The organism is Clostridium sp. LS (genome assembly GCF_002760435.1).
Classification (GTDB): domain Bacteria; phylum Bacillota; class Clostridia; order Clostridiales; family Clostridiaceae; genus Clostridium.
Genome location: NZ_AUUU01000065.1, coordinates 26,926 through 40,891, shown reverse-complemented (window position 1 = coordinate 40,891; position 13,966 = coordinate 26,926). Strand labels below are relative to the sequence as shown.

Here is a 13,966-nt window from a genome sequence, read left to right as displayed (position 1 = left end):
TAAATAAACTAAAATATGAAAATTACATACAATCAATGGAATTAAAAATGTTAAATTTATCATTTTTATTATGATTGTTAGTATGAATTGAACTGCCTTGGTTTAAATTTATTATATGATGAGTAACAGAAGTATAGGGCAATTTATTTGATGAAATAGTGAAAATATCATCATTACTATTTACTATAGTGGCATCTTTATATGTTAAATCTAATACAAAATCTTTCATTTTAGAATACTTCCTTTCACATAATTTATTCTTTATTATTTACATATAAAAATAGAAGTATTCATAAAGAAGAATATTAAGAAAAATAAATTGATGAAATTTGTATATTATTTTTTAGTCGATCTTTTCAACTATAAAACCAACTAGTCCAGGTCCTGTATGAACTCCGAGAGCAGGTCCTATTGAACCACCTAAAGTACATTCTACTATATTAGGAAGATGTTTTATTGAATTATAAAGCAGTTCAGCTTTATCTGGGGCGTTTCCATCCATTATCCAAACTTTACACTTATTTTTTAAAAGGTACGTTTCTAGTAAACTTGTTAGCCGAGAAATGCATTGTTTTATTCCTCTAATTTTGCAAACAGTGTGATATATCCCATCACTTCCTACAGTTATAATAGGCTTAAGGTTAAGGGCGTCAGCTATGGTACCAGCCACCTTGCCTATTCTACCTCCTTTTATCAAATATTCCAAAGTATCTATCGTAAAGAATACATCAATTTTATCTCTAAATGTAGGTAAGGCATTTATAATATAATTGAATGATTTTCCTTCTTTTATTAAATTTGCAGTTTCAATAACCATAGCTCCTTCAGACATAGTTAAAGTCATAGAATCAAATACAAAAGTCTCAATTTCAGAAACATTTTCGGCAGCAATTCTTGCAGAATTATATGCACCTGAAAGACCACTAGATATGGTTATTATAATTGCATGGGTGTATCCTTTGCTTTTCACTTCTTCTAAGGCAGAAGTGAATTTTTCAACGCTAGGGAGTGAAGTAGTAGGGATTTCCTTAGGTAAAGATTCGTAAAGCATTGTTGGAGTTATATCTATTCCATCATCGTATTCTCTATCTGAAAATATAATTTTAAATGGTACTATTTTTATGTTATTCTTTTTTGCAAAATCAGTGCTTAAATCAGAAGCACTATCAGTTATTAAAGCTATTTTATCCACTTTAATTCCCCCCAATTGTAATTAATCTTAATTTAATTATAACACTATTTGCATAATTTATATTTTTAATTAATTATAGTGGATGAAAATAATTAAAAATATAAATTTTTTCTATAGATAGAAGTTAGAAAAATATCAAATACCAAGTAAAAAACAACTCTAGAGGATAATTATAATAAGTCAACTATACAAATATCGCAAAAATTAAATAAATCGAAAGATAATAAGATATAAATAAGGATAATTAAAATCTAGTGGCTTTAAAATAAAAAATTAGAAGTATTGCTAATGAATACCTAATACAGTATAATAGTACGGTAATAAGATACTATATATTGTGCCATGGAGGGAATAATAATGCTATATGTTGTGAAACGTGATGGGAGAGAGGTTGAATTTAATTCAGACAAGATAGCCCAAGCAATTAAAGGATCAGCAAATGAAATCGGTTTAAATTTAAAAGAGAGTCAGGTTTTAGATACTGTACATAAAGTTATAACATATATTGAATCGGAGTATAAGAAATCAATAACAGTAGAACAAATACAGAATTTTGTAGAGAGATCATTAAGGGATGAGGGGCACAAAGATATAGCAATTGCGTATTCATCATACAGACAAGAAAGAACTAAGGTTAGAGAAATAAAATCAGATTTAATGAAAGCTATAAGACAAATTGGAATTGAAACTGATAGAGATAATGCTAATGTAGGAAATAACTTCAGTTCAAAATTATTAAGAATTGCATCTGAATCAAATAAATGGAATACCTTAGCCATAATGCCGAAGCATTTAGCAAGAGCTCATGAAACTGGAGATTTATATTATCATGATTTAGACAGCTATAATTTAACTGTAAACTGTCTCCATATTCCAACTAAGGAAATTCTAGAAAACGGATTTAATACAGGATATGGAACAATTAATGCACCTAGAAGAATAGAAACAGCAGCTGAGCTATCATGTATATTACTACAATCAACTCAAAATGATATGTTTGGTGGTCAATCTCACCCGGACTTTGATAATGATATGGCTATGTTTGTTAATCCTACTAGAGATGAAATTAGAGAAGAATTAGAAGAATTAGGAGTTTCTCAAGATAAGATAGAAGAATTGTTAGAAAAGAAGGTCCGAAAGAAAGTACAGCAAGCTATGCAAGGTGTTGTGTATAACCTTAATACAATGCATTCAAGAGCTGGTTCACAAGTTCCGTTTAGTTCAATTAATATTGGGCTACCAACTAGTTCAGATGCTGCATTAGTATGCGAAGTTTTTCTTTTAGAATATGAGAAGGGGCTTGGGAAGGGTGAACAACCTATTTTCCCTAACATAATCTTCAGAGTTAAAGCGGGAGTTAACAGAGAAGAAAGTGATCCGTATTTCTATCTATTCAAGCTAGCTTGTAGAGTAGCTGCTAAAAGAATGAATCCAACGTTCATGAATATTGATGCTGACTTCAATAAGGAATATTATGATAGAGGATATATTCCAGCAACTATGGGTTGCAGAACTTACTTAATGAAGAATGTAAATGGTGAGCCTGGATGCAAAGGAAGAGGAAATATAGCACCAACAACTTTGAATCTTCCAAGAATAGGACTTCAGGCTAAGGGCGACATAAATAAGTTTTTTGAAATATTAGATTCAAGGTTAGAATTAGCTAAAGAATCTTTGATGCATAGATATGACGTATTAAAAAAATTAAGAGTTAAGGATTTACCTTTTGTTGCAGGTCAAGGACTAATGAAAGGGGCTGAAAATTTAGGCCCTGACGATTCAATAGAACCAATATTAAAGCAGGGTACCTGGGGGATTGGATTCATTGGTATAGCTGAAACTTTAGTAGCATTAATAGGTAAACATCACGGGGAAGATGCTGAAGCAAGAGCATTAGGTGTTAGAATTGTTGAATATATGAGACAATATTGTGATAGGCTAACAGAAGAATATAAATTAAATTGGAGTTGTTATGCTACTCCGGCAGAAGGGCTTTCGGGCAAATTTATAAAGCAAGATCAAAAGATATTTGGTTTAATAGCTGGTGTAACGGATAAAGAGTATTATACAAATAGTTATCACGTACCTGTAGCTTACCCAATATCCATTAAAGAAAAAATTGATATTGAAGCTCCATATCATAAGCTTTGTAATGGTGGACATATAAGTTATATAGAGGTAGATGATTCACCAGATGAAGAAACAGTTATGAATATAATAAACTATGCATACAAGCATACTAATATTAGTTATGTAGGTATTAACTTTCATATAAGATATTGTAGGGAATGTGGAACTTATCTTCATAATAATGAATGCAAATGTCCAAAGTGTGGAAGCCAAGACATACAAGGAGTTTCAAGGGTTACAGGATATTTAAGTCTAGATGAAAGATTCGGTTCTGGAAAATATCATGAAAGAGAAGATAGAGTATCTCATACAGAAAATCATGGACATAACTATTAGAATATATATTAAAGCAGGTAATCATTATTATCTAAACTAAAGTGCAATAATCTATGATTATTTTTAACCTAAAATCATTAACTTAAATAAACTATGTTGAAATAAGAGAAAAAACTCATCAGTTCGAAACTTATTTTAGCATAGTTTTTTATATCTATATATTAGGGGGGATAAATGTCCCTTGTAAGTAATTTATTGACTTAATTAGTGTAACTATTTGGTATAAATACTAAATAAAAAGCGTAAATTTGTTAATGGAGTAAAAGTTTAATTGGTTAAAGTCTTGCAATATTAGAAAAAAAACTTGCAATAATATATACGATTTTCCTTTAAATTAGTTGATTTTTAAAATTACTTGAAGGAGAAATGCTATTTCATTGCAAAATAAGAAAATAGAGCTTGTGTAATTTTACTCTTATATGATATTATAAATATACATGAAATTTGTTATTTTATTAGAAATATTGCTTTAAGCTATAAGTTAAAAATATAAATGGGGGGATTGCAATGGCAGTTAGTAATTTGAAAACTAACAAAAAGGTTACTATAGTAGATACCACTCTTAGGGATGGTGAGCAAACAGCAGGCGTAGTTTTCGCTAATGATGAAAAAATAGTGATAGCTCAAATGTTAAGTGATTTAGGTGTTGATCAACTAGAAGTAGGAATACCTACAATGGGTGGCGACGAAAAAGAGGCTATAAAAAAAATAGTGAAAAGAAATTTAAAATCTAGTATAATGGCATGGAATAGAGCTGTAATTAGCGATATAGAGCAATCAATAGATTGCGGAGTTGATTCAGTAGCTATATCTATATCAGTATCAGATATACACATTCAGCATAAGCTTAAGACATCTAGAGAATGGGTATTGGAAAACATGGTTAAATCCGTAGAATTTGCAAAGAAAAATGGTCTTTATGTATCTGTTAATGGGGAAGATGCGTCAAGAGCTGATAAAGATTTCTTAGTTGAATTTATTAATGCAGCTAAGCAAGCAGGGGCTAATAGATTTAGATATTGTGATACTGTTGGAATCAAAGAGCCATTCGGAATTAGAGATGATATTAAATATATATATGATAAGACTAATTTTGATATAGAAATGCATACTCACAATGACTTTGGAATGGCAACAGCAAATGCAGTAGCTGGTATTAAGGGTGGAGCATCGCATGTTGGAGTAACAGTAAATGGTCTTGGAGAAAGAGCTGGTAACGCAGCGTTAGAAGAAGTTATAATGGCTTTAATGCTTGTTTATGGCTATAAAGGTGAAGAAATAAACACTCAAATGTTTAGAGAAGTATCAGAATATGTATCAAGAGCTTCAGGAAGAGATCTTCCTATATGGAAAGCAATTGTTGGTACAAACATGTTTGCACACGAATCTGGCATCCATGCGGATGGAGCAATAAAGGATCCTAAAAATTATGAAGCTTTTGACCCATCAATAGTTGGACTAGAAAGACAAATTGTTATAGGAAAGCACTCAGGGAGAGCGGCAGTTGTAAATAAATTCAAGGAGTATAATATTGAGCTTACAGATGAGGAAGCACAAGGAATATTAGAACTAGTAAGAGCTACATCAGTAAGATTAAAGAGATCTTTATTCGATAAGGAAGTAGTTCAATTATATCAAGAATATCATAGACACTTGGAAGAAAAATAAACAGTAGAAATAGGAGGAAAACAAATTGGGAGATAATTTAGTTTATAAAATTTTAAAAAGTCACATTGTTGAAGGTGAATTAAAAGCAGGAGAGCCTATTGCATTAAAGATAGATCAGACTTTAACTCAAGATTCAACAGGAACTATGGCATATCTTCAGTTAGAAGCTATGGGAATAGATAGAGTAAAGACAAAAAAATCAGTAGCATTTATCGATCATAATATGTTACAGCAAGGTTTTGAAAATGCAGATGACCATAAGTTTATCCAAACAGTTGCATCTAAATATGGGGTTTATTTCTCAAAACCAGGTAATGGAATATGCCATCAAATCTTTTTAGAAAGATTTTCAACTCCAGGAGATACATTAATAGGTTCAGATAGTCATACGCCAACAGCTGGTGGTGTTGGTATGCTTGCTATGGGTGCAGGTGGATTAGACGTTGCTCTAGCTATGGGAGGCGGAGCTTACAATATTAATACTCCTAAGGTAGTTAAAATTGAACTTACTGGAAAGTTAAATAAAATGGTAGCAGCTAAAGACGTTATATTAGAAGTATTAAGAATATTAACTGTTAAAGGCGGAGTAGGAAAAGTATTTGAATACGCTGGTGAAGGTGTTAAAACACTTTCAGTTCCAGAAAGAGCTACTATAACTAACATGGGAGCAGAACTTGGAGCTACAACTTCAATTTTCCCAAGTGATGAAAGAACTTTAGAATTCTTTAAAGCACAAGGAAGAGAACAAGATTGGATAGAATTTAAACCAGATGCAGATGCTGTATATGATGAAGTAGTGACAATTAATTTAAGTGAATTAACTCCACTTACAGCTAAGCCACATAGTCCAGATAACGTAGCTAAAGTTAGTGAAGTTGGTAAGATTAAAGTTGACCAAGTAGTTATAGGAAGCTGTACTAACTCTTCTTATGAAGATTTAATGAAGGTTGCTAAGATACTTAAAGGTAAAAAAGTACATCCAGATGTTAGCTTAGTAATAGGACCTGGATCAAGACAAGTTATGGAAATGATAGCTAGAAACGGTGCATTAGCAGATATAATCAGCTCAGGAGCAAGAATACTTGAGAATGGTTGTGGACCATGTATTGGTATGGGACAATCACCTGGAACTGATGCGATTTCACTTAGAACTGTAAATAGAAATTTCTATGGTAGAAGTGGAACATTATCAGCACAAATATATATAGTAAGTCCTGAAACTGCTGCAGTTTCAGCTATAAATGGAGTTTTAACTGATCCAACAGAAGTGGATGTAGATTTAACAATAGATATGCCTAAGGAATTCTTAATAGATGACTCAATGATTTTAGCGCCAGCACCAACAAATGCTGAAGTTGAAGTTGTTAGAGGACCAAATATTAAGCCATTCCCAGTAAGTAAGCCGTTAGCTGAAGAATTAGATGGTAAAGTGTTAATAAAAGTTGAAGATAATATTACAACAGACCACATTATGCCTTCAAACTCAAAGTTATTACCATTTAGATCAAATATACCTTACCTTGCAGAATACTGCTTTAACACAGTCGATACAGAATTCCCTAAGAGAGCTAAGGAATTTAATGGTGGATTTATAATTGCTGGAGGAAACTATGGTCAAGGTTCAAGTAGAGAGCATGCGGCACTTGCACCTTTATACTTAGGCGTTAAAGCTGTTATAGCTAAGTCATTTGCTAGAATTCATAAAGCTAACTTAATAAACAATGGAATAGTTCCAATGGAATTTAAGAATGAAGCTGATTATGACAAGATTGATTTAGTTGATGACTTGAAGATGGAAAACATCCAAGCTGCTTTAGAATCAGGAGTAGTAAAAGTTAAGAACTTAACTAAAGGAACTGAGTTTGAAGCAACAGTTGATTTAACAGAAAAAGAAATTGCTGTTATTAAAGAAGGCGGAAGACTTAATTACGTAAAAGCAAATAGCTAATTTAAGATAAAGTATTTTTAAAGCGCAGGAATTCATACAAATAGAATTTCTGCGCTTTTTTAATATAAGAACCTCAATTATAATTTAGATTTAATTTAATTAGTTACTATACTATGATAATTAATGTATTTTAATTTGAAAGTACATTTATCATTAAGTTATAATTTATAAATAAACAATTTCTAATATAATAATATAATCTAGTCAGAAAGAAGTGCATTTAAATGAAAAAGACTATAAGGCTGTCTGGAATAGCATATGAAAGTTTAGTTAATGGTCCAGGAATAAGAAGAGTATTTTTTGCACAAGGCTGTAAGCATAATTGCAAAGGATGTTTTAATCCAGATACTCATAATTTTAATGGTGGAGAAGAAAAGGGTATAGATGAGCTAATTGAAGATACAATAAATAATCCAATTATAAAAGGTGTTACGTTTAGCGGTGGAGATCCATGGGAGCAAGCTGATAAATTTGCTTATATGGCAAAAGAATTTAGAAAGAGAGCGTTAAATATTTGGAGTTATACCGGATATACTTTTGAATATATTACAGAGAATATTGATAAGAGAGAGGGGTGGCGTGAATTATTAGAAAATATTGATGTTCTTGTAGATGGAAAATTTGAGGAGAATAAGACTCAAGATGGACTTAGATTTAGAGGCTCAACAAACCAAAGAATAATAGATGTGAACAAAACTTTGAAAGAGGGAAAAATAATAATTTTAAAATATTAATATATTACAGCTAAAGATTATCCACAAACTTGGATTATTAACAGAAAATCTGTGGATTAAATTTAGAAAATGTGGATAATTTTTTAATAATAAAAACCTTGAACATTTCACAATATAAATAATATGATTTATATTGAAAGTTGGGTGAATGAATTTTGATTTTAGATAAAGAATTTTATAAACAAGGTGCACTAAGTTTAGCTAAAGAACTTTTAGGAAAAGTTGTTGTAAGAACTGTTGATAATGTGACTTTAAAGGCCAAAATTGTTGAAACAGAGGCTTATATAGGAGAGGTAGATAAAGCATCTCACGCTTATAATGGGAGACGAACTGAGAGAACAGAACCTTTATTTAGAGAGGGGGGAATTGCATATATATTTTTTATTTATGGTAAATATTTTTGCTTTAATGTGATAAGCGGACTTGAAGATAAAGGAGAAGGAGTTCTAATAAGAGCATTTGAGCCATTAAATGAATTTGATTATTTAGCTAAAAAAAGATTTAGTCAAAACTATGAAGAGTTATCGGAAACTAAAAAAAAAGCAATTTCAAATGGTCCTTCAAAATTATGCTTAGCTTATTCAATTGATAAATCAGATAATTATAAAAAACTTTATGAGACCGGAGATATTTATATTGAAGATGGAGAAAATGAGAAGTTTGAAATAGTTGAAACTAAACGAGTTGGAATTGATTATGCAGAAGAAGCAGTAGATTTTCCTTGGAGATTTTATATAAAGGGTAACAAATATATTTCTAAAAAATAAATAAAAATATAATATACCTAAATAAATAATTCAATAAATTATTACAGTTATTTACTTAAAAGAGATAAAGAGTAATATGTTTATCACGATAAATTTACCATGAGGTTAATATTTTCAGGAGAGGGATTCCCATGGTAATTATAATAAGTAATAAGGAAATACATAAATATAAATATACGAGGAGAAAATTGTTTTTTAAGGATAGGAAAGTTAAAAAAATAAAAAAATCTTTTGGTGAAGTGTATAAAGATGTACAGGAGCTTAAGAAACAAGGGATTATATCTGCATCCAGTATTAATGCTAATATATCTGAAGCAATAAAAAAATCTATTAATAGAAAAATGCACTGATAAGGCATAGATTATAAGGCTATGCCTTATTAGTGCATTTTTTACTTATTATTGAAAGCAAAGAATTTCACAAGCAAGAAGGTGACAGGAACGCCAATAATTGCAGCTAACATATAAGCAAAAAGTTTGTGTAAACCCATAGTAGTGCAAATTATTACAACAATATATTGAATAATAAAATTTGGAATAGAAGATATAGTAAACCTAATAAATTTTTTTAGTTCAAGTTTCTCTTTAAATGTTATAAAGCTGTTTAGTATATATGATATAATTAGCCCAGAAATATATCCGGGTAAAAAAGCAATGTTAGCGCTTAGGAAATTAGAAAATATATATGAAAAAACAGTTCCGTTAAAAGTATTAATAATTCCTATTATAATAAAAAAAATAAACTGTTTCGAAATGAAAGTTTCTTTAAATTTTTGTAATATAGTATCCATAACTTCTAATTATCCTTTTCATTGCTATCAATTAGTTTATCTGCAATAATAAATCTTGGCCTTCTCTTAGTTTCATTATATATCTTACCTATATATTCCCCTATAACCCCAAGAGATAAAAGCTGTATTCCGCCAAGGGTCCAAATGGAAAGTGTTAATGATGTCCAACCGGTCACGGTTTTGCCCAAAAAATTTACTATTAGGGAATATATTAGAGCTAATCCACCAACAAAAAATATTGTAAAACCAAGGCATGTTATTATTCGTATTGGTTTAATGCTAAGAGAAGTAATTCCATCTAAGGCGAAAGCAATCATTTTTTTTAATGGGTATTTGGATTCACCAGCATACCTTTCGTGGCGTTCATATTCAACAATAGAGTATTTATAGCCTATTAGAGGAACCATACCCCTAAGAAATAAATTTACTTCTTTGTATTCGCTTAATCCTTCTAAAGCACGCTTGCTCATAAGGCGATAATCAGCATGATTATAAACCATATCGACACCAAGTTTACTCATAAGTTTATAAAAGATTAATGCAGTAGCTCTTTTAAAAAAAGTATCTGTTTGTCTTGAGGATCTTACTCCGTAGACTATATCACATCCATGATGATATTGTTCCACAAATTTATCTATAACATCTACATCATCCTGTAAATCAGCATCTAAGGATATGGACATATCACAATATTCTTTGGAAATCATAAGACCTGCAAGCAAAGCGTTTTGGTGGCCTCTGTTTCTAGATAAGTTTATACCAGAGAATATATTATTAGTCATATTAAGTTCGTTAATTATGCTCCAAGTATTATCTTTTGAACCATCATTAACAAATAGTATTTTGCTTTTATTAGAAATAAGATTATTTGAAATCATAGTATTGATTTTCTCTAATAATCTTTTAGCTGTTTCATGTAAAACTTCTTCTTCGTTATAACAAGGAATTACAAGATATAATATATCTTTCATAAAATCACCTCCAATAAATATTGTACCCAATATTTACTTAAATTAAAAAGGTATTTTTTATATTTCATATCTTATCTTTGTTATAACTATAGAAGTTTCGTGTATTAAATTAATTTCTTCATTTATTATATCTGAGTTTGCGCTCTTTAGAATTTTTACAATAGGTCTTAGAGGAAAGTTAGGCAGAGTTTCTTGTACTACAGCTACATCGCCATTGCTAAGTTCAACCAGAGTACCCTTAGAAAATGGTATTACTATTTTACAAAAAGTATTGACTATATCATAATCAAATATTTTACCTGCATTAGACATTAAATATTCTAAAACATCACTTGGAAATAGTGCCTTTTTATTGGGTCTGCCTGTAGACAAGGTGTCATATGCATTAGCTATGCTAACAATTTTACTCAACATATTTATTTCATCATTTAACAAGCCATTTGGATATCCTAATCCGTCAGGTCTTTCATGATGTTGCAATGCTATTATTTTACTAGCAGCACTTAGATTGTACGAATCTGACAGATATTTATATCCTAAAGCTGAATGTTGTTTTAGCTTTTGAACTTCTTCTGATGTTAATTCTTCCTCTTTCATGAGAATTTCCCTGGGAATAAATGACTTACCGACGTCATGGAGCAAAGCACCAATGCATAGGGATTGTAATTGCCTTTTTGGAAGTTTTAAAGTCATGCCCAGAACAAGTGATATTACAGCGACATTTACGGAATGTGAATAGACATAGTTATCCATACTTCTTATATCTACCAGTGAAAGTAATACACCATTATTATTTAACACGTTTTCAATTAAATCTTCAGCCATATTTTCTATACTATTAAAATACATAGACTCCTTTTTAGAGAATTTATCAGCGACTGTAAGTCTATTTATATTAGAGAAGGCTTCCTTTATTGTTAGAATAGCCTTTTGCCTTAATTCGGGTTTAATAATATCTTCAATTTCCTCAGAACTATATTCGTCAATAACATATATTGATAGAATATTAATATCTCTTATCTTAGAAATAATTCTTTCACTTAGAATTACTCCGGCTCTTACTAATACTCTTCCATCAGCATCATATAATGTTTTGCCAATAGTTGTATTTGGCTTTACACATTCAATTGGAACTAATCTCATTGTTATCGTCTCCTCAAGTGTTTGGTTATAGTACAATTTACAACATAATTTGCAATTGGTATATTGTATATAATAGTAGTATACCAGCAAAACTGGTGAATTTATAGTATTATAGGAAAAAATATATCATTATAAATGATTGATATTGTCATATTATAAAATAAGTGATAAAAATTGTATATAATTGGATTGATTAAGGGTAAAATGGTTGTACCATTAAGAGAATATACTGTAAATAAAGTAGAGTTAAAAAAATAAATTATATTAATTTCGGAATATTTTAAAATTTTATGTTATTATAGGTGATAAATTTGTTACTTGATAATTAAATTGTGTTATAATATTATAGATTACAAATAAAATATCACAAGGGGGCTTTTTGAATGTCAAGAGTTTATAATTTTTCAGCAGGACCTGCTGTATTGCCAGAAGAGGTTCTTAAAGAAGCAGCAGAGGAAATGTTAGATTACAAAGGTACTGGGATGTCAGTAATGGAGATGAGTCATCGTTCTAAAGCGTTCGAAGGAATCATCACAGATGCTGAAAAAACATTAAGAGAATTAATGAATATTCCAGATAACTATAAGGTTTTATTCCTTCAAGGTGGGGCATCACAACAATTTGCAATGATTCCAATGAATTTAATGAAGAATAAAGTTGTAGATCATATTATTACAGGGCAATGGGCTAAAAAGGCAGCATCAGAAGCAAAAATATTTGGGAAAGTTAATATATTAGCTTCTTCAGAAGACAAAACTTTCTCATATATACCAGATTTAAAAGATTTAAAAATTTCAGATGATGCAGACTATGTTTACATATGTCATAACAATACAATCTATGGAACTAAATATAACGATCTTCCAGAAGTAGGAGAAAAGATATTAGTAGCTGATATGTCATCTGATTTCTTATCAGAACCAGTAGATGTAACTAAATATGGGTTGATTTTTGCAGGAGTTCAAAAGAATGCAGGACCAGCTGGAGTTGTAGTAGTAATAATCCGTGAAGATTTAATTACTGACGATGTATTACCAGGTACTCCAACTATGTTAAGATACAAGATTCATGCAGATAACAATTCATTATATAATACACCACCAGCATATGGAATATATATCTGTGGAAAAGTATTTAATTGGGTTAAAAATAAAGGCGGCTTAGAAGCAATGAAGAAAATTAACGAAGAAAAGGCTGCTATATTATATAATTATTTAGATTCAAGCAGCATGTTCAAAGGAACAGTTGTAAAGAAAGACCGTTCTCTAATGAACGTGCCATTCGTAACTGGTTCAGATGAATTAGACGCTAAATTTGTAAAAGAAGCTAAAGCAGCAGGATTTGAAAACTTAAAAGGGCACAGAACTGTTGGTGGTATGAGAGCAAGTATATATAACGCTATGCCAACAGAAGGTGTTAAAGCTTTAGTTGAGTTCATGAAGAAATTCGAAGAAGAAAATAAATAATAAATAATAAATAATAAATTAAATAAATTTATAAATGAATGTTTATGATAGTCTAAGGTATAAGAGATACTTTAGACTATTTTATTTTAAAAATTAGAAATCAATATGACCTATTTATTATATTTTGCACAAAATAGTAAAATATATTACTTATTTAGTAAAAAAAGCTAAAAAGGGAAGGAATTATAAATATTGTGGCGAATAATACATTATATAGAGTTAAAGTTAGAGCAATAGAGTATATAATTTTTTAAAATATATTATAAGTTTGGTTTTTAGTTTTATGGGATTATGTACTAGGGAAGGGGGGTACAATATGTTGAAACTTACTTGGATAGAATTTTTCTTGAGAACTTTCCCGGAAATATCTATTATGGTATGGGGAATACATGTGATTTCTAGGAAATGTATTGATATGCCTAAATATATATTTTCTAGTGTAATATTATCCATATTAATCTTTTTTGTAAGATGGCTGCCTATATATTTTGGTGTACATATAATGATTAATATAATTTTAATAATAAGTATTATGGCTATTATTGGAATACAAATAATAAAAGCTATGTATAGTACATTATCAATGTTTTTTATACTTACTTTAGGTGAATTTTTAAATATGATATTATTGAATTTATTAAACATAAATACAAGTATTCAATTTATAAATCCATTTAAAAAGTGCATATATAATTTACCATCTTTAATTTTTCTTTTGCTATCCATAATAATAATTAAGTATTTATTAAAGAGGAATAATACGAAATTATTTTTGAATGGTTAATGAATAGAAAGAACAAATAATTATATTTAATATTTCT

At 29.8% G+C, this 13,966-nt stretch carries 13 protein-coding genes; 8 read left to right on the top strand and 5 right to left on the bottom strand.

Translation table 11 applies throughout. The features are described 5' to 3' along the window. Nucleotides 1–22: 22 nt before the first annotated feature. A complete protein-coding gene (locus COL3_RS15360; RefSeq protein WP_008422819.1) occupies nucleotides 23–229 on the bottom strand; it encodes a hypothetical protein in 207 nt (68 codons plus the stop codon). 114 nt (nucleotides 230–343) lie between these two features. Next, the gene (locus tag COL3_RS15355) at nucleotides 344–1,192 is read right to left on the bottom strand and encodes a DegV family protein (protein WP_008422816.1); all 849 of its coding nucleotides are present in this window, start codon (nucleotides 1,190–1,192) and stop codon (nucleotides 344–346) included. A 357-nt stretch (nucleotides 1,193–1,549) separates the two neighbouring features. On the opposite strand from COL3_RS15355, the gene COL3_RS15350 reads away from it, so the two are divergent. From COL3_RS15350 to COL3_RS15325, 6 genes are all read left to right on the top strand, one after another. After that, complete coding sequence (locus COL3_RS15350; RefSeq protein WP_008422814.1) at nucleotides 1,550–3,658, top strand: anaerobic ribonucleoside triphosphate reductase; 2,109 nt, start codon at nucleotides 1,550–1,552, stop codon at nucleotides 3,656–3,658. A 507-nt stretch (nucleotides 3,659–4,165) separates the two neighbouring features. Further along, complete coding sequence (gene nifV, locus COL3_RS15345) at nucleotides 4,166–5,326, top strand: homocitrate synthase (RefSeq protein ID WP_008422812.1); 1,161 nt, start codon at nucleotides 4,166–4,168, stop codon at nucleotides 5,324–5,326. Between the two features lie 25 nt (nucleotides 5,327–5,351). After that, a complete protein-coding gene (locus tag COL3_RS15340) occupies nucleotides 5,352–7,274 on the top strand; it encodes an aconitate hydratase (protein ID WP_008422807.1) in 1,923 nt (640 codons plus the stop codon). A 224-nt stretch (nucleotides 7,275–7,498) separates the two neighbouring features. Continuing rightward, nucleotides 7,499–8,008 carry an anaerobic ribonucleoside-triphosphate reductase activating protein gene (gene nrdG, locus COL3_RS15335; protein ID WP_008422805.1) on the top strand — a complete coding sequence of 170 codons (510 nt, stop codon included), beginning with the start codon at nucleotides 7,499–7,501 and terminating at the stop codon, nucleotides 8,006–8,008. Nucleotides 8,009–8,163: 155 nt separating this feature from the next. Beyond that, the gene (locus tag COL3_RS15330; protein WP_008422804.1) at nucleotides 8,164–8,775 is read left to right on the top strand and encodes a DNA-3-methyladenine glycosylase; all 612 of its coding nucleotides are present in this window, start codon (nucleotides 8,164–8,166) and stop codon (nucleotides 8,773–8,775) included. A gap of 131 nt (nucleotides 8,776–8,906) precedes the next feature. Continuing rightward, the gene (locus tag COL3_RS15325) at nucleotides 8,907–9,125 is read left to right on the top strand and encodes a hypothetical protein (protein ID WP_008422802.1); all 219 of its coding nucleotides are present in this window, start codon (nucleotides 8,907–8,909) and stop codon (nucleotides 9,123–9,125) included. 41 nt (nucleotides 9,126–9,166) lie between these two features. Here COL3_RS15325 and COL3_RS15320 read toward each other — a convergent pair whose 3' ends face one another. From COL3_RS15320 to COL3_RS15310, 3 genes are read right to left on the bottom strand one after another with little or no spacing between them, the layout of a single operon-like run. After that, the gene (locus tag COL3_RS15320) at nucleotides 9,167–9,565 is read right to left on the bottom strand and encodes a GtrA family protein (protein ID WP_008422800.1); all 399 of its coding nucleotides are present in this window, start codon (nucleotides 9,563–9,565) and stop codon (nucleotides 9,167–9,169) included. 5 nt (nucleotides 9,566–9,570) lie between these two features. Then, complete coding sequence (locus COL3_RS15315; protein WP_008422798.1) at nucleotides 9,571–10,536, bottom strand: glycosyltransferase family 2 protein; 966 nt, start codon at nucleotides 10,534–10,536, stop codon at nucleotides 9,571–9,573. A 57-nt stretch (nucleotides 10,537–10,593) separates the two neighbouring features. Further along, complete coding sequence (locus COL3_RS15310) at nucleotides 10,594–11,679, bottom strand: HD-GYP domain-containing protein (RefSeq protein ID WP_008422796.1); 1,086 nt, start codon at nucleotides 11,677–11,679, stop codon at nucleotides 10,594–10,596. A 383-nt stretch (nucleotides 11,680–12,062) separates the two neighbouring features. Here COL3_RS15310 and serC point away from each other — a divergent pair, with 383 nt between their 5' ends. Both serC and COL3_RS15300 read left to right on the top strand, forming a co-directional pair. Beyond that, nucleotides 12,063–13,145, top strand: coding sequence for a 3-phosphoserine/phosphohydroxythreonine transaminase (gene serC, locus COL3_RS15305; protein WP_008422793.1), 1,083 nt, complete (start codon nucleotides 12,063–12,065; stop codon nucleotides 13,143–13,145). 316 nt (nucleotides 13,146–13,461) lie between these two features. Beyond that, entirely contained in the window at nucleotides 13,462–13,929 is a 468-nt protein-coding gene (locus COL3_RS15300; protein ID WP_008422792.1) for a hypothetical protein, read from the top strand. Nucleotides 13,930–13,966: the final 37 nt, after the last annotated feature.

Coding starts and splice junctions, on each gene's coding strand:
- COL3_RS15325 (WP_008422802.1), top strand. CDS start 8,907: ATGGTAATTATAATAAGTAATAAGGAAATACATAAATATAAATATACG.
- COL3_RS15300 (WP_008422792.1), top strand. CDS start 13,462: ATGTTGAAACTTACTTGGATAGAATTTTTCTTGAGAACTTTCCCGGAA.
- COL3_RS15350 (WP_008422814.1), top strand. CDS start 1,550: ATGCTATATGTTGTGAAACGTGATGGGAGAGAGGTTGAATTTAATTCA.
- serC (WP_008422793.1), top strand. CDS start 12,063: ATGTCAAGAGTTTATAATTTTTCAGCAGGACCTGCTGTATTGCCAGAA.
- nrdG (WP_008422805.1), top strand. CDS start 7,499: ATGAAAAAGACTATAAGGCTGTCTGGAATAGCATATGAAAGTTTAGTT.
- COL3_RS15360 (WP_008422819.1), bottom strand. CDS start 229: ATGAAAGATTTTGTATTAGATTTAACATATAAAGATGCCACTATAGTA.
- COL3_RS15320 (WP_008422800.1), bottom strand. CDS start 9,565: ATGGATACTATATTACAAAAATTTAAAGAAACTTTCATTTCGAAACAG.
- COL3_RS15315 (WP_008422798.1), bottom strand. CDS start 10,536: ATGAAAGATATATTATATCTTGTAATTCCTTGTTATAACGAAGAAGAA.
- COL3_RS15310 (WP_008422796.1), bottom strand. CDS start 11,679: ATGAGATTAGTTCCAATTGAATGTGTAAAGCCAAATACAACTATTGGC.
- nifV (WP_008422812.1), top strand. CDS start 4,166: ATGGCAGTTAGTAATTTGAAAACTAACAAAAAGGTTACTATAGTAGAT.